The organism is Streptomyces sp. CA-135486 (genome assembly GCF_050936555.1).
Taxonomy (GTDB): Bacteria; Actinomycetota; Actinomycetes; order Streptomycetales; family Streptomycetaceae; genus Streptomyces.
This window is the reverse complement of sequence record NZ_JBNJMM010000001.1, coordinates 1,799,250-1,814,933: the sequence shown is the minus strand read 5'-3', so window position 1 is coordinate 1,814,933 and position 15,684 is coordinate 1,799,250. Positions and strand designations below refer to the sequence as shown.

The 15,684-nt window shown below is 70.9% G+C and carries 13 protein-coding genes, 1 other RNA gene and 1 pseudogene; 9 read left to right on the top strand and 6 right to left on the bottom strand.

Going from position 1 to position 15,684, the window contains the following annotated elements:
* Positions 1-40: 40 nt before the first annotated feature.
* Both ACQEVG_RS08215 and ACQEVG_RS08210 read right to left on the bottom strand, forming a co-directional pair.
* Positions 41-1,357 carry a multidrug effflux MFS transporter gene (locus ACQEVG_RS08215; RefSeq protein WP_432979189.1) on the bottom strand — a complete coding sequence of 439 codons (1,317 nt, stop codon included), beginning with the start codon at positions 1,355-1,357 and terminating at the stop codon, positions 41-43.
* 146 nt (positions 1,358-1,503) lie between these two features.
* Positions 1,504-3,126, bottom strand: a complete 1,623-nt coding sequence (locus ACQEVG_RS08210) for an alkaline phosphatase D family protein (protein ID WP_432979186.1) — start codon at positions 3,124-3,126, stop codon at positions 1,504-1,506.
* Positions 3,127-3,259: 133 nt separating this feature from the next.
* Here ACQEVG_RS08210 and ACQEVG_RS08205 point away from each other — a divergent pair.
* Positions 3,260-4,008, top strand: a pseudogene (locus tag ACQEVG_RS08205) (SDR family oxidoreductase).
* 170 nt (positions 4,009-4,178) lie between these two features.
* Positions 4,179-4,556 (top strand): MazG-like family protein, encoded by a 378-nt coding sequence (locus ACQEVG_RS08200; protein ID WP_432979183.1) that lies wholly within the window; start codon positions 4,179-4,181, stop codon positions 4,554-4,556.
* 1 nt (position 4,557) lies between these two features.
* On the opposite strand, the gene ACQEVG_RS08195 is transcribed toward ACQEVG_RS08200, so the two are convergent.
* Positions 4,558-5,439, bottom strand: coding sequence for a 3'-5' exonuclease (locus tag ACQEVG_RS08195; protein WP_432979180.1), 882 nt, complete (start codon positions 5,437-5,439; stop codon positions 4,558-4,560).
* Positions 5,440-5,619: 180 nt separating this feature from the next.
* Here ACQEVG_RS08195 and ACQEVG_RS08190 point away from each other — a divergent pair, with 180 nt between their 5' ends.
* From ACQEVG_RS08190 to ACQEVG_RS08170, 5 genes are read left to right on the top strand one after another with little or no spacing between them, the layout of a single operon-like run.
* The gene (locus ACQEVG_RS08190; RefSeq protein WP_432979177.1) at positions 5,620-6,630 is read left to right on the top strand and encodes a GlxA family transcriptional regulator; all 1,011 of its coding nucleotides are present in this window, start codon (positions 5,620-5,622) and stop codon (positions 6,628-6,630) included.
* Positions 6,627-8,408, top strand: coding sequence for a thiamine pyrophosphate-binding protein (locus ACQEVG_RS08185; RefSeq protein WP_432979174.1), 1,782 nt, complete (start codon positions 6,627-6,629; stop codon positions 8,406-8,408). The genes ACQEVG_RS08190 and ACQEVG_RS08185 overlap by 4 nt, the downstream gene beginning before the upstream one ends.
* A complete protein-coding gene (locus tag ACQEVG_RS08180; protein ID WP_432979171.1) occupies positions 8,380-9,033 on the top strand; it encodes an SRPBCC family protein in 654 nt (217 codons plus the stop codon). The genes ACQEVG_RS08185 and ACQEVG_RS08180 overlap by 29 nt, the downstream gene beginning before the upstream one ends.
* On the top strand, positions 9,030-10,049 hold the full coding sequence (locus ACQEVG_RS08175) for a 3-oxoacyl-ACP synthase III family protein (protein WP_432979168.1): 1,020 nt from the start codon (positions 9,030-9,032) through the stop codon (positions 10,047-10,049). The genes ACQEVG_RS08180 and ACQEVG_RS08175 overlap by 4 nt, the downstream gene beginning before the upstream one ends.
* A 3-nt stretch (positions 10,050-10,052) precedes the next feature.
* Positions 10,053-11,126, top strand: coding sequence for a histidinol-phosphate transaminase (locus tag ACQEVG_RS08170; protein ID WP_432979165.1), 1,074 nt, complete (start codon positions 10,053-10,055; stop codon positions 11,124-11,126).
* An 83-nt stretch (positions 11,127-11,209) separates the two neighbouring features.
* Here the strand turns inward: ACQEVG_RS08170 and rnpB are convergent.
* An RNA gene (gene rnpB / locus ACQEVG_RS08165) (RNase P RNA component class A) lies at positions 11,210-11,614 on the bottom strand.
* A gap of 44 nt (positions 11,615-11,658) precedes the next feature.
* Complete coding sequence (locus ACQEVG_RS08160; protein WP_432979162.1) at positions 11,659-13,098, bottom strand: RNB domain-containing ribonuclease; 1,440 nt, start codon at positions 13,096-13,098, stop codon at positions 11,659-11,661.
* 95 nt (positions 13,099-13,193) lie between these two features.
* On the opposite strand from ACQEVG_RS08160, the gene yaaA reads away from it, so the two are divergent.
* Together yaaA and ACQEVG_RS08150 are read left to right on the top strand one after the other, a co-directional pair.
* Positions 13,194-13,994, top strand: a complete 801-nt coding sequence (gene yaaA / locus ACQEVG_RS08155) for a peroxide stress protein YaaA (RefSeq protein WP_432979159.1) — start codon at positions 13,194-13,196, stop codon at positions 13,992-13,994.
* Positions 13,995-14,055: 61 nt separating this feature from the next.
* A complete protein-coding gene (locus ACQEVG_RS08150) occupies positions 14,056-14,694 on the top strand; it encodes a bifunctional 4-hydroxy-2-oxoglutarate aldolase/2-dehydro-3-deoxy-phosphogluconate aldolase (RefSeq protein ID WP_432979156.1) in 639 nt (212 codons plus the stop codon).
* A gap of 88 nt (positions 14,695-14,782) precedes the next feature.
* Here ACQEVG_RS08150 and ACQEVG_RS08145 read toward each other — a convergent pair whose 3' ends face one another.
* Entirely contained in the window at positions 14,783-15,655 is an 873-nt protein-coding gene (locus tag ACQEVG_RS08145) for a helix-turn-helix transcriptional regulator (protein ID WP_432979153.1), read from the bottom strand.
* Between the last annotated feature and the right edge of the window lie 29 nt (positions 15,656-15,684).

Below are 15,684 nucleotides of genomic sequence, written 5' to 3'. Positions count from 1 at the left end.
GTGCGGCTGCCGCAGGCGCAGGCCCCGGGCGTCGGGACCTTCAGACCGCCTCGGGGCGCCGCCGCCAGGGGCGGCACAGACCCAGGAAGCAGCCCAACGATCCCAGGGCACAGATCAGTTGGACCACCGCCATCGGGACGGCCGTCGCCTCGCCCGCGATCCCGACCAGTGGTGAGGCGACCGCGCCGATCAGGAACGAGGACGTGCCGATCAGCGCGGACGCGGAGCCCGCGGCGTGCGGGGTGCGCATCAGGGCCAGGGCGTTGGTGTTGGGCATCGCCAGACCCATCGCGGACATCAGCACAAAGAGACCGGCCGCGACGGGCAGCAGCCCCACCCTCCCGAAGACGCCCGTCGTCATCAGCAGCAGCGCGGTCGCGGCCAGCGTGATCACCCCGAGCCCGAAGCCCAGCGCCTTGTCCAGACTGACCCGCCCCACCAGCACCTTGCCGTTGATCTGGCCGACCGCGATCAGCCCGACGGAGTTGACGCCGAAGAGCAGGCTGAACGTCTGCGGGGACGCGCCGTAGATCTCCTGCACCACGAAGGGCGAGGCGGAGATGTACGCGAAGAGCGCGGCGAAGGCGAGACCGCCGGTGAGCATGTAGCCGGTGAAGACCCGGTCGGCGAGCAGCCCGCGCATGGTGCGCAGTGCTTCGCCGACGCCGCCGCTGTGCCGCTTCTCGCGGGGCAGGGTCTCGTGCAGCCACTTCGCCACGACCAGCGTGAGCAGGAGGCCGACGCCGGTCAGGACGACGAAGATGCCGCGCCACTGGGTGATCCGCAGCACCTGGCCGCCGATCACCGGAGCGATGATCGGCGCGACGCCGGAGATCAGCATCAGCGTGGAGAAGAACCGGGCCATCTCCACGCCGTCGTACAGATCGCGGACCACGGCGCGCGCGATGACGATGCCGGCCGCGCCCGCGAGTCCCTGGAGCAGCCGGAAGCCGATCAGCAGCTCGGCGGTGGGCGCCAGGGCGCAGGTCGCGGTGGCGGCGACGTACACGATCATGCCGATGAGCAGCGGCCGGCGGCGTCCCCATCTGTCGCTCATCGGGCCGACGACCAGCTGACCGAGCGCCATGCCCGCCAGGCACGCCGTCAGCGTCAGCTGGACGGTCGCGGCCGGTGAGCCGAGCGACCTGGTGACCGCGGGCAGGGCCGGGAGGTACATGTCCATGGAGAGCGGCGGGAGTGCGGTGAGCCCGCCGAGTACGAGCGTGACCAGAAAGCCGACGCGGCGGGCTGCCGCGACGGGTGCGGGTGCAGGTGCGACGGCTGCGGCAATGGGTACCGCGGCGGCGGCCGGTATGTGTCCTTCTGTTCTTCCCTGGCCGCTGTCCGGCTTCGGCATTGAGTCTCCATGTCCTTGAATCCCGCCCCATGCTCTCAGAAGGCATTCGCGGATCGGTTCTGCGTCGCCAGGCCCTGTCCGGCCGCACACGGACGCCGACGCGGTCGGGGACCGCATCGGCGTCCGCTCCCGGACGAAGCCGCCGGCTATACCGGCTCGAGGCCGGGGTTACCCGCCTCCGTCACGAACGACGCGACCGTGGTGATCGGCGCGCCCGGCCTGGTGACCGCGCCGACCGTCCTGAAGTCGGCGCGCGCCTGCTGCTCGCCGAGGGTGACGGTCACATAGCCGCGGCGGCCGTTGTAGAACTTCAGGTGCGGGTTGGCCTTGGTGAGGTTGTCCCAGTTGGCGGGCTTGTCGGCGCCGTCCTTGCCGCTGCTGATGGAGGTGGCGACGATCTCGGTGCCGATGGTGCGGGACGCCGGGTCGTTGAAGTCCTTCTTCAGGTCGAAGCCGTAGCCGACGTGCACATCGCCGGTGAGGACCATCAGGTTCTCGATGCCGGCCGCCGCGGCGCCCGCGAGAACCCGCTCGCGCGAGGCGGGGTAACCGTCCCAGGCGTCCATGCTCAACTTGAAGGTGCCGGTGGGGACATCGCGCCGCTGCGCGAAGGTGACCTGCTGGGGCACGACGTTCCAGCGGGCGCGGGAGCTCTTCCACCCGTCGAGCAGCCAGCGCTCCTGCGCGGCACCGGTCAGCGTGCGCGCCGGGTTCTCGGACTCCGGGCCCGGGACCTGCCAGCCGTCGCCGTACGCCTGGTCGGAGCGGTACTGGCGGGTGTCGAGGATGTCGAACTGCGCGAGCCGGCCGAAGTGCAGCCTGCGGTAGAGCTGCATGTCGTGGCCTTCGGGCTGCTGGGGCCTGCGCAGCGGCTGGTTCTCCCAGTACGCGCGGTAGGCGGCGGCCCGGCGCAGCAGGAACTCCTCCGGCGGGACGTCGTTCTCGGGGATGTCTCCCGCGTAGTTGTTCTCGGTCTCGTGGTCGTCCCAGGTGAGGACGAAGGGGTGCGCGGCGTGCGCGGCCTTGAGGTCGGGGTCCGACTTGTAGAGGCCGTAGCGCAGCCGGTAGTCCTCGAGCGTGAGCGTCTCGTGGTTGTAGTGGGCGGGCAGGCGCTGGTCGGTGTAGGCGCGCGCACCGCCGACGGCGTTCACGGCGTACTCGTACAGATAGTCGCCGAGGTGGAAGACGGCGTCGAGCTCTTCCTCGGCGAGATGCTTGTACGCGGTGAAGTAGCCGTCGTGGTACGCCTGGCAGGACACGGCGGCGAGCTTCAGCTCGCTGATGCGGGCCGAGCGGGCGGGGGCGGTGCGGGTGCGGCCGGTGGGACTGATCCACGTCCCGGCGCGGAAGCGGTAGTAGTACGGCCGGTCATGGCCGAGCCCGGCCACCTCGACGTGCACGCTGTGGTGGAACTCCGGGTGGGCGGTGACGGATCCGCGCCTGGCGATGCGGGAGAAGCGGGAGTCATGGGCAATCTCCCAGCGCAGCGGAATCCGGGCGCGGGGCAGTCCGCTGTCGGGCTCGTACGGACGGGTCGCGAGGCGGGTCCACAGCAGTACGGATCCGGGCTGCGGGTCTCCGGATGCGACGCCGAGGGTGAAGGGGTCCTCGGTGATCTTCTTGGCGTCGAGCTCGGCGGCGTGGGCGGAACCGGGCAGATTGACGGCGAAGGCGAGCGCGGCGGCGGCGCCGGTGACGGTGAGAAACCTGCGGCGGCCGATGTGCTGGGCGGCGGCGCGCAGCTCGGGTGCGTGCAGTGCGGGTCTCATGTGCCCCTCCCCTGACGGGTGTTGTCCCTTCGCATTTCAGTAGGGGCCGACGACTCTGCGTTGTCGAGTACACAACATCCGTATGTCGGTCGGATGAGTTCCGCGTACAGGTACGGGGTTACGCTGCGCATCCATGAACGCTGTTGCGAGGATCGCGGTGGTGACGGGAGCGGGTTCGGGCATCGGCCGGAGCGTCGCGCTGACGCTGGCGGGTGCGGGCTGGTCGGTCGTTCTGGCCGGGCGGCGCGCCGAGGCGCTGGAGGAAACGGCGTCGCTGGCGGGTGGGGACGTGCTGTGCGTCCCCACTGATGTGACGTCACCGGCGGATGTCACCACGCTGTTCGCCACCGCGCGTGAGCGCCACGGCCGTGTTGGCCTACTGTTCAACAACGCCGGTACGTCCGGCCCCAGGGTTCACTTCGAGGACATCTCCTACGAGGACTGGCGCTCGGTGGTGGACGTCAATCTGACGGGCGCTTTCCTGTGCGCACAGGCGGCCTTTCGCACGATGAAGACCCAGTCCCCACAGGGCGGACGGATCATCAACAACGGCTCGGTCTCGGCCCATGTGCCCCGCCCGCACTCGGCGCCGTACACCTCGACGAAGCACGCGATGACGGGACTGACGAAGTCCCTGTCACTGGACGGCAGGGCGTACGGGATCGCGTGCGGCCAGATCGACATCGGCAACGCGGCGACGGAGATGACGCGGCGAATGCAGGCGGGGATCCTGCAGGCGAACGGGGAGGTGGTGGTGGAGCCGGTGATGGACGCGGCGGATGTGGCACGGACGTGCTGCATATGGCGGAGCTGCCACTGGAGGCGAATGTGCAGTTCGCAACGGTGATGGCGACGTCGATGCCTTACGTGGGCCGCGGCTGAGCTGCGGCTCGGTTCACCGGGGGCCGGGATCCCCAGTACGACGCGCTCCGGCACGATCCGGTGCGGTTGGGCTGCATGCCGACAACTCCGCGACGGCACCGGCGAATGTGTCGGCTCCGAATATCATCCGGGAACCCTACACAGGACAGGCTGCCGCTATGGATCACCCCATGAACGCCACCATGAACCCCACCCTGGACCGCACCATGGACACCGTGGACCCCATCTGGGACACGGTCGACCGCCTGCACGGATGGCTCGACGCGGAGAGCGACCTGCCGCCCCAACAGGAGACGCTGCTGCGGATGTTGAAGCTGACGGAGGAGGTCGGCGAGGTCGCTCAGGCCATCATCGGCGCGACGGGCCAGAACCCGCGCAAGGGCACGACGCACAGCTGGCAGGACGTCGAGTCGGAGCTGTGCGACGTGATCCTCACGGCGATGGTGGCACTGCGCACGCTCACTCCGGACGCGCCGGAGGTATTCGCGTCGCATCTGCGGGGCGTGGCGGAGCGCTCCCTGAACGCCACGTCACAAGGACGCTCGTGAACTACGGGCCGTCGGCTGCCGGAGGCTCCCAGGGCAGCGCCTCGACCGTGCCCAGCGGCCAGCGGTGATCCCGTTTTCTCGACGGATCGAACTCTTCCGCCTCCCGCGCCTGCTCTTCCCGCCACCGTACTTGCTCATAGTGCAGCGCAGGCCGGGACAGCCTGCCGACTGACGCATGACACGCACCGAGGACCAGCGCCAGCACAAGAGCGGCCTCCGCGTCGCTGCCGGGCTTTCCCTGGCGGTCGTGGGGCACTCCGTACCACTCCGCGACCGTCTCCAATGCCCGGCCACCTGATCGGAAGCGATCAACGTGCCGGTCCAGGACGAGCGGATCGCAGATCGGGAACAGCCCCGCGGGACCACGGTCGGACAGCGCTCGCAGCCCATGGCGCAGCAATTCGGACTCGAGGAAGGTGAGTACGTACGGAGCGTGCCAGGCAACCAGCGGGTTCTTCGTCGCCAGATGTCCGGCGAGATGCGCGGCGAGCTCCTCCATCGCCTGAGGCGCCGGAACGCCGTCAGCGCATGCCCGGTCCAGGGTGATGCCGTGGGTCTTCCCCGGATCGATGGCGAGTCCCGGCCCCGGGTCGATCAGCCAGTCCCGGCTCTGACCGTCGGTGGTGCGCACGGCCACGGCGAGGATCCGGTCGATGGCGGTGCGGTTGCCCGTTGTCGCGATGTCCACGGCCATGAGACGGCGGCGGTGCCAGCCAGGGTGTCTGCCACGGGGCGGCGGAGCGGGTTCGCGCGCATGCTCGCGGTGGTAGACCTCCCAGCCCCCGTGTTTGCCGGGCAGCAGCATGCCCTGTCCGCCGGGCACGATCTTGCCGCACACGAGGCACGGGGCCTCGTACTGGTTGGTCCGGGCGGTTGCGTTCACGGGGGCGTCCTCGGTCGGCCACGTATCCACCCACTGTGACCTGCCTCACCCATACCTGTCCGGCAACCTCACGAACTTCCTGGTCAGCGCCGTTCTCCAGCCGCCGGCGACTGACCGTTGGCCGAAATCGTCAGCAAGCTGTCATTGCGGCCAGTTCGTCCGCGAATACAGGCTGTGACCGTGTTGGAGCGACGAGTTGTGGTGGTGGTGTACTCCGGTGCGCAGGCCCTGGACATCACCGGACCCATTGAAGTGTTCGATACCGTCAATCGGCTGCTGCAGGAGCCGGCCTACCGGATCGAGTTCGTCTCCGTCGATGCGCCACTGGTGCGGACGAGCTCGGGGGTGATGATTGAAGCCGCGCCGCTGGAGGCGGGGCAGGGCCCGATCGACACCCTCCTCGTCCCGGGGGGATGGGGCCTGAACGACGCGCTGGAGGACCCGGCGCTGATCTCGTGGATCGGCCGGGCAGCCGCCCGGTCGCGGAGAGTCGCCTCCGTATGCGGCGGATCCTTCTTGCTGGCCGAGGCAGGCCTGCTCGACGGGCGGCGCGCCACCACGCACTGGGCGTACAGCGAGGAGATGGCCTGCCGCTACCCGAAGGTGACGGTGGACCCCGACCCGATCTTCATCTGGGACGGCCGGTTCGTCACCTCGGCGGGAGTGTCGACCGGCATCGACATGGCGCTCGCTCTGGTGGAGGCCGACCACGGCGCGGCGTTGGCGCTGGAGGTGGCACGGTTTCTGGTGCTGTTCCTCAAGCGGCACGGCGGACAGTCGCAGTTCAGTGCCGTCCTCGACGCCCAGTTGGCCGATCACGCGCCGATCCGGGCCGCGCAGGAGTGGATCCTGGACAACCTTCAGGACCCGCTACCCGTGGCCGAGATCGCCCAACGCGCCAATATGAGCCTGCGCAATTTCGCCCGGGTGTTCCGGCGCGAGGTGGGCACTACACCGGGCCAGTACGTCGAGCGGACGCGCATCGCCCGCGCCCGCGAGCTGCTGGAGACCACCGACCTGACGGTCGGCCAGGTAGCGCGCCGCTGCGGATTCGCGGCCCCCGAGACCTTCTTCAGATGCTTCGGACGAGCCCTCGGGCTCACCCCGACCGAGTACCGGCACCGCTTTCAGATCGTGTCGCCGTCCGGCCTCATCGTCCAGCCCGACCAAGCGGACAGGAGCTCCGCATGACAGCCATGACGGACACAGCACGCGAGATTCCCGGGGAAGGCGTGGTACGCCTTGTCGACTACCTGGCCGCAGAGCTGACCAGGGCCGGTGTCACCCATATGTTCGGCGTCGGCGGTGCGAACATCGAGGACCTGTACGACGCCGTCCACCGCACCGGCACCATCCGCGGCGTCGTCGCCAAACACGAGTTCTCCGCCGTCACCATGGCCGACGGATACGCCCGCGCCACCAGGCGCCTCGGCGTTGTCGCGGCCACCTCGGGCGGCGGTGCGATGAATCTTGTTCCGGGCCTGGCGGAGGCGTACGCCTCGCGGGTGCCGGTGCTGGCGCTCGTGGGACAGCCGCCCACCGGCCAGGAGGGCCTCGGGGCGTTCCAGGACTCCAGCGGAAAGGCGGGCTCCTTCGACGCCCGGGAGGTGTTCACGCCCGTCTCCCGGTTCTGTGCCCGGGTCGATGACGCGGACTCGCTCGTGGAGTTGCTGCCCCGGGCGATCGCGGCGGCACAGGCCGATCCAAAGGGTCCGGCGGTGCTGCTGCTGCCCAAGGACGTGCAGCAGGCGCAGGTCGAGTCGCCCGACCGCGGCCTGACGCCGCCGCCGGTCGTGCCCCTACCGACCGCGTCGGCACCGGGGCTCGAACCCGAGGCCGTGGACGCCGCGTCGGCCGCGCTTCGCGGCGCGAGCCGTGTGCTCGTCATCGCCGGTGAGGGGGTGGCCGCCGCGGATGCGCGCGCGGAACTGGCGGAGCTGGCCCGGCGGCTGGGGGCCTGGGTCGCGGTCACCCCGGACGCCAAGGACGTGTTCGACAACCGGGCCACCCGGTTCGCAGGTGTGGCCGGGGTGATGGGGCATGCCAATGTCGAAGACTGCCTGCGGCGGGCCGACGTGTGCCTGCTGGTCGGCACCCGCCTGCCGTTACTGGCACGCGGCGGTCTTGACCAGGCCCTGGCCGCCACGCCGGTCGTCTGCATCGATCCCGAACCACCGTTCGTGGCCGGCATCGCGCTGGGCGGGAACCTGCGGGACGCGCTGCGTGCGGTGGCCGGCCGGCTCCCGCCGCGCCCGCTTCCCTGCCCGGAGCACGCCGGTCCGCTGCCGACGCTCCCGCCGGCTCCCGTTCCGCAGGCCGGTGCGGGAACCCTCTCCTACGCCGAGGCGGTCGCCGCGGTCGAGGCGGCACTCCCCCAGGACGCGCACGTCTTCGTGGACGCCGGCAACGCGGGAGCCAGCGCGGTCCATCTGCTTCCCGCACCGCGCCACGGCCGCTTTGTGGTGGCGGTCGGCATGGGCGGCATGGGCTACACCTTCGGAGCCGGCATCGGCGCCGCGCTCGCCACGGGCCGACGCACCTACGTACTCGCGGGCGACGGTGCGTTCTTCATGCACGGGATGGAAGTGCACACCGCGGCAGAGTACGACGCACCCGTGACCTTCGTGATCTTCAACAACAACGCCCACGCCATGTGCGCCGTCCGCGAAGAGCTCATCCAGGGCGGAGTCCGCAGCGACGACCTGTTCGCGCGGACCGACGTCGCCGGCGGGGTGGCCACCGCCTTCCCGGCCCTCGACGCCGGCCGGGCGGGCGACGGTGCGCAGCTGCGCCGGGCGTTGCTGCGCGGCAACGCGAGCAGCGGTCCGGCGTTCGTCGCGGTGGACTGCGACCCCCGCGAGATCCCCCCGTTCCTTCCCTTCCTGTCCTTCACCGCAAGCGCAGAGAACACCGAAAGCACCGAGAGCGAGGAGAGTTCCGATGAGCGCGGACCCGTCCACGTTGGCTGACATCCCCGGCTTGATGCGGATCGAGAACACCGGCAAGGAGGAGCTGGCCGCCCACTGCATGGACCTCACACACGCGGTCTACCCGCACCACCAGGTCTACGGGCAGTACTGCACCATCCACGAGTACGTCGACTGCCCGCCGGAGCAGGCCTATGACTACCTGCGCCAGGGTCACCACCTGGAGGAGTGGACCTGCAGCCTGCGGGACTTCGCGCCCACCGGCACCCCGGGGCTGTGGGTCGGTCTCGACCGGCTGGAGGACGACACCAGGATCTACTGCGAGGTGGTCGCCAACCCCGAGGCCATGACGGTGGATTACCACTGCTCATGGGACCAGGGCGACAAGCTGTGGATGATTTACCTGATGCGCGTCGTCCCCGCCCGGCTGGTGCTCGACAAGCCGGGGTCGGTGATCACCTGGACCAACTGCAAGCACCCGTACTACGACGACAATCCGCACCCCGAGCTGGCGTCCCGCCCGGACCGGCCGTGGGTCGGCGACTACTGGGATCTGTTCTACGCGGGCCACACCGTGGAGATGCAGAACCTCAAGGCGATCCTGGAGCACCGCCATCGCGGCGGCCTGCCCGTCAGCGCCCCGCCCGCGACGGCGGTGGTGAGGTGAACACGGTCAGCCTCACCGATGTCGCAAGCTACCTTCCCGGTGAGCCGGTCCCCGCGGAGTTCTACACCGAGTACCCCGGGGCGGAGGACAAGCTCCGCGACCACCCCATGTTCAGGATCCCGCCGTTACGGCACCACGTGGCCGCGGACGAGACCAACGCGGACATGGTCGAGCGCGCGGTACAGCCCCTGATCGAGCGGCACGGCAGGGACGAGATCCGCGACGTGGATGTGCTGTTGGTGCACAGCCAGCTGCCGGACCTGCCGTTCGTGGGCGCGGGCACCGAAGTGGCACGCCGGCTCGGCCTGCACCCGGAATGGCTGATCGATGTGGCCAACGCGGGCTGCGCGTCCTTCGTGTACATGCTCAAACTGGCCCGTCGGCTGCTCACCACCACCGATGCGAGGACCGCCCTGATCTGCAACGCACAGAGCGCGGCCGGCCAGTGCTTCACCCAGTCCGAGGTGCGCAGGCTCGCCCAGGCCGCGATCCCCGGCGACGGCTGCGGCGTGGGATATGTGACGACGTCGGCCGATACGCCGGTGCTGGACGTCGAGACCCGGCACATCGGAGAGTACGCCGGTGACATGACCGTGGCCGTCGACGACGGCCGCAAGTACTGGGAGCCAGGAGAGTCCCAGCTGCGGATCGGGTTCACCGACGCCAGCGTCGCCAAGGTGCTGGCACGCGGGAACCGCCTGGTGCCGGAGGTGGTCACGGACCTGTGCGGGCGGCTCGGGGTGCCCACCACCGACATCGACGTCCTGATCACCAACCAGCCCAACCGCACGTTCCTGCGCAACTGGCGAGAAGCGCTGCAACTGCCTGTCGAACGGCATCTGCACACCTTCGATCAATGCGGGAATCTCTTCGGAGCGGCAATCCCGATCACCTTGGACCGCGCCATCAGCTCGCAGCAGGTCGAGGACGGCGACCTGGTGGTGCTGGGGGGATTCGCCCACGCCGGCGACTTCGCCGGTGCCGTCGCCATCCGCTGGCACGGCGGGCGGGGCTGACCGATGGACATCCCCATACTGCACCGGCTGGCCCTGAACGAGAGCCCGTACCCGCCGCTGCCGTCGGTACGCAAGGCGATGCGGCGTGCCGTCGCACAGGCCAACCGGTACCCGCAGTTCCACCCGGACCGGCTCACCGAGCGGATCGCCGACTGGTGCGGGGTCGCCCCTGACTGCGTCGCGGTCGGCAGCGGATCGGTGGGCGTGGCGCTGCAGTTGCTGCAGGCGGTGGTCCGGCGCGGCGACACGGTGGCCTACGCCTGGCGCACCTTCGACGCCTATCCCCTGCTGGCCACCATGGTCGGCGCCGAGCCGGTTCCGGTACCCCTGCTGCCGGACGGCCGCCAGGACCTTGCCGCCCTGCTTGCGGTGCTCGACGCCCGCGCCCGCGTCGTGGTGCTGTGCAATCCGCACAACCCCACCGGAAGCCTGATCACCGCGGACGCGCTGTCCGCCTTCCTGCGGCAGGTCCCCGAACATGTCACCGTGCTGCTCGACGAGGCGTACATCGAGTTCGCCCGCGACACCGACCTGCCGGATTCTCCCGCGCTCCTGGGCGCGCACCCGAACCTGCTGGTCCTGCGCACCTTCTCCAAGGCGTACGGCCTGGCGGCCCTGCGGGTGGGCTACGGGCTCGGCAGCCCCGACCTGGTGGCCCGGATCCGCCGGCAGCAGCTGCCGTTCGGGATCAACGGGGTGGCAACGGCGGCGGTGGAGGCCTCACTCCGCGCCGGCCACGAGTTGCGCCGACGCGTGGACACCGTCGTCGCCGAACGCGAACGACTCCGCCGCGGACTCCTCGGCCTCGGCCGGCACATACGCCCGAGCCACGCCAACTCCCTCTGGCTCACCGCCCCCGACCCGATCGGAGCCTGCGCGGCCGCGCTGACCGCCGACGGCGTGGCGGCCCGGCACTACCCCGGCGAGGGGGTCCGGCTGACGGTCGGCAGCCGGGAGGCGAATGACGCCGTGCTCGCGGCGCTGTCGGGGGTGGGCGGGCGTGGACCGACCACATCGGTGGACGGGGCGGTCGCCACGTACCGCCGACTACGGATCTGCGGAACGCCGACGGCGTGATCCGGTGGCTCGCCGTCCGCAGCGGGAGAGCCACCTGATCACGTGCGCCGTAAATCCGCTCTGAACTGCGGAAATGCAAGCGGCAGACGAGTCGGGCTGTACGCCGGGTTCTGTCGCCCGGTCGCCTCGCGGCGGCCGGGGAGACGGCCATCCATCTAGGACCGGCGTTGCCGCCGGCCTCGTGCGGTCTACCCGCGGACTCGGGCGGGCAGCCCTCGAACGTCCGCGCAGGGCCGCGTTCTACCGCGGCCCCTCTTGACCTTGCTCCAGGTGGGGTTTACCTAGCCGCCTGGGTCACCCCAGGCGCTGGTGGTCTCTTACACCACCGTTTCACCCTTACCGAGGACCGAGGTCCCCGGCGGTCTGTTTTCTGTGGCACTGTCCCGCGGGTCACCCCGGGTGGGCGTTACCCACCACCTTGCCCTGTGGAGCCCGGACGTTCCTCGAGGAGATCCAGAAGATCTCCACGCGGCCGTCCGCCCGGCTCGTCTGCCGTGGTGACCATGCTACCCGGCGGGCCCGGGGGCGAAGCTCACGCGGGTGCGAACAGCACCTTCGCCGAACCCGGGTCCGCCTGGGTGAGCCTGACCCGCAGCCGCTCCCCCAGCGGCAGTTCCGCCCCGTCGCCCTCGATCCGTGCCACCACCGCCGGGTCCTCCAGGTGCACCGTGCCGACCGCCGGTTCGTTCTCCTTCACATCCACCACGAACGCGTCGAAGACCTCGCCGACCCGCTCCCTCAGCAGCGCCGCCTCGACGATGTCGATGCACTCCCGCTCCACCGTGTTGGCGCGCTGCGCGCCCGCCGCCATCTCCTTCGGCAGCACGTGCAGCGCGGCCAGGGCCCACTCCGGCGGCTCCTGGCCCGCCACCGCCGCCACGCAGAGCTCGCCCGTGTACCGGTCGACGAGCCGCCGCAGCGGCGCGGTGCAGTGCGTGTACTCGTGGGCCACGGCCGCATGGACCGCGGGCGAGGGCAGCTCGCCGCCGGTGAAGGCGCTGTAGCCGGCGCCGCGCAGCAGGGTGGTGCAGTCCTGCAGGAAGGCGGCGTGGCGGGGGTTCTCCGGGTCCAGGGAGCGGACCAGTTGGGCGTACGAGACATGGTGCGGCCAGTCGATCCGCAGGGCCTCGGCCGAACGGCGCAGCCGCGCCACCGCGCCGCCCGGGGCGGTGGGCAGCGTACGCAGAATGCCGGTCCCGGCCGCGATCATGAGGTCGGCCGCGGCCATGCCCGTGAGCAGCGAGATCTGGGCGTTCCAGCCGTCGGCGGGGAGCGGGGAGCGGTATTCGAGGGAGTGCGTGCCGTCCCGCTCGACGATCTCCTGCTCGGGCACGTTGAGCGAGATCCCGCCGCGCTCGATCTCCAACTGCTCCCGCAGCAGCCCGATGTCCTTGAGCAGCGCCAGCGGCTCCTCGGCGGTGCCCGTGTCGATCTGCCGCTGCACACCCGCGTAGTCGAGCTTGGCCCGGCTGCGGACCAGCGCCCGCCGCACCTCGGTCGCGACCGTGCGGCCCTCGGCGTCGAGGTCGAACTGCCAGAGCAGCGCGGGTGCGGTCCGGTCGGGCAGCAGGCTGGCCGCGTCCTCGGAGAGGACGGCCGGATGGAGCGGAACCTTCTCGTCCGGGAAGTAGAGGGTCTGTACGCGGCGGTGTGCCTCGGCGTCGAGCGCGCCGCCGGGTGCGACGAAGGCGGCGACGTCGGCGATCGCGTAGTGCACCCGGTAGCCGTGGTCGCGGCGGGCGAGGTGCATCGCCTGGTCGAGGTCGCTGGAGGCCGGCGGGTCGATGGTGAAGAACGGGATGTCGGTGGCGTCGTGGTCGGGCAGGCGCGGGTCCCTGGCGGCGGCTTCCGCCTCGGCGAGAACGTCGGGCGGGAAGTCCTCCGGCACGCCGAGCGTCGTACGCAGCGCCCGGAGGGCGGCCCGCAGCGGAGCCTCGGCTGCGCCGGTCATGTGCACATGGCGGCGGGGCATGGACCGAGCGTATGGCGGGGTGGGGACCTTGGCACCCCGTACGCTGGCGCGGGGGCCGCACCCCCTGCCCCCCGTACGTACGAAGGAGACTTGCCGTGCTCGTGCTGTTGCCGCCGTCGGAAGGTAAGGCCGCTTCCGGGCGCGGGGCTCCGCTGAAGCCGGAGTCCCTGTCGCTGCCGGGTCTTGCCGGAGCGCGCGCCGCGGTGCTGGACGAACTGGTCGAGCTGTGCGCCGCCGACGAGGACAAGGCGCGCGAGGTCCTCGGGCTGAGCGAGGGGCTGCGCGGCGAGATCGCGAAGAACGTGGAGCTGCGGACCGCGGGAACCCGGCCTGCCGGGGAGATCTACACGGGTGTGCTGTACGACGCGCTCGGCCTGGCCACCCTGGAGCCGGACGCGCGCCGCCGGGCCCGGCAGTCGCTGCTGGTCTTCTCCGGGCTCTGGGGTGCGGTGCGGATCGGCGACCGGATTCCGTCGTACCGCTGCTCGATGGGGGTGAAGCTGCCGGGTCTGGGAGCGCTGGGCGCGTACTGGCGTGAGCCGATGGCGTCCGTCCTGCCGGAGGCGGCGGGTGACGGTCTCGTACTCGATCTGCGTTCCTCCGCGTACTCGGCGGCCTGGAAGCCGAAGGGCGAGGTCGCGGGGCGTACGGCGACGGTCCGGGTACTGCACTCGCAGCTGGTCGACGGGGTCGAGAAGCGGTCGGTGGTCAGCCACTTCAACAAGGCGACGAAGGGCCGGATCGTACGGAGCCTGCTGGAGGCGGGGGCCGCGCCGAAGTCTCCGGAGGCGCTGGTGGAGGCGCTGCGGGAGCTGGGCCATGTGGTGGAGGCGCAGGCTCCCCTGAAGGCCGGGAAGCCATGGGCGCTCGACGTCGTTGTCTCGGAGATTCACTGACGCGTTGCAGGGTGTGCAACGCTCGTTGCGTGGTGCGCAGTAGGAACGGCAGGATGGGGACATGACCTCCGTGCCCTCCGTCCTGGACCTTGCACCCGTCGTTCCCGTCGTCGTCATCGAGGACGCCGCGGATGCCGTACCGCTCGCGCGGGCTCTGGTCGCGGGCGGTCTGCCGGCGATCGAGGTGACGCTGCGGACGCCGGCCGCGCTGGATGCGATCCGGGCGATCGCGGCCGAGGTGCCGGACGCGGTCGTCGGCGCGGGCACGGTCATCTCGGCCGAGGGCGTCGACGCGGCGGTGGTGGCAGGGGCGCGGTTCCTGGTGAGCCCCGGGTGGACCGAGCGGCTGCTGGACGCGATGACGGCGTCGGGCGTGCCGTTTCTGCCCGGGGTCTCGACGACCTCGGAAGTCGTGGCGCTGCTGGAGCGCGGAGTGCGCGAGATGAAGTTCTTCCCCGCCGAGCCCGCGGGCGGCACGGCGTATCTCAAGTCCCTTGCGGGACCGCTGCCTCAGGCCCGCTTCTGCCCGACGGGCGGGATCTCGCTCGCCTCCGCGCCCGCGTATCTGGCGCTGCAGAACGTGGGCTGCGTCGGCGGTACGTGGATGCTGCCGACGGACGCGATGGCGGCCGGGGACTGGGCGCGGGTCGAGACGCTGGCGGCAGAAGCGGCCGAGCTCATTCGCTTCGGTCGGCGTTGACGCGTCTCTTCTCGGGGGTGGCGTTCTCGCTTGCCGGACAGGCGGCACCCCCGGTCGGCAACTGCCGGCCGGGGGCGCCTTCTTGAGCTCACCGTTCGCCGGGGGATGCGTTCTCCGAGGGCCGCGGAGCTTTGGCCCTCTCGTCGGCGGTGAGGCTGCCCAGCAGGGAAAGAGCCTGTTCGGACGGGCTGCCGGGGGCGGCCTGGTAGACGACCAACTGCTGGCCGGGGGCGCTGTTGACGGTCAGCGACTCGTAGTCCAGCGTCAGCTCCCCGACCAAGGGGTGCCGGAAGCGCTTGGTCTCGCGGGTCTTCTGGCGGATGTCGTGGCGGGCCCACAGCCGGCGGAACTCCTCGCTCTTCAGCGACAGTTCGCCGACCGTTTCGATCAGCCGGGCGTCGTCGTGGTCGGCACCCGCTGCCGATCGCAGCGCGGCGACGGTGTTGACCGCCACCCGCTCCCAGTCCGGATAGAACTCCTTCGCGTCCGGCTCGAGGAACACCAGCCGCACCAGGTCCCCGCTGTAGACGTGACCGTCGAACAGGGCCCGGCCCAGGGCGTTGTGGGCCAGCACGGTCACGCAGCGTCCCAGCACCACCGCCGGAGTGCTGTGCCAGCCCTCCATCATGCGCAGCAGGGTCGGACTGACCCGCTCCCGCCGTGTGCCCGGACGGCGTCGGCCGGAGGCCGGGCGCGCCAGCCGGTGCAGATGGGCTGCCGCTTCCTCGTCCAGACCCAGCGTCCGGGCCAGTGCCTCGATCACCTGCGCCGACGGATGCCGTTCGCGGCCCTGCTCCAGGCGCATGTAGTAGTCGGTGCTGACTCCCGCCAGCACCGCGACCTCTTCCCGGCGCAGCCCGGCGACCCGGCGCCGGCCTCCGACCGGCAGCCCGGAATCCTCGGGCCGCACGAGCGCACGGCGGGCACGCAGGAACTGCCCGAGCAGGTTCTCGCTGTCCATGTCCTCGACACTAGATCCGGTGCGAGGGG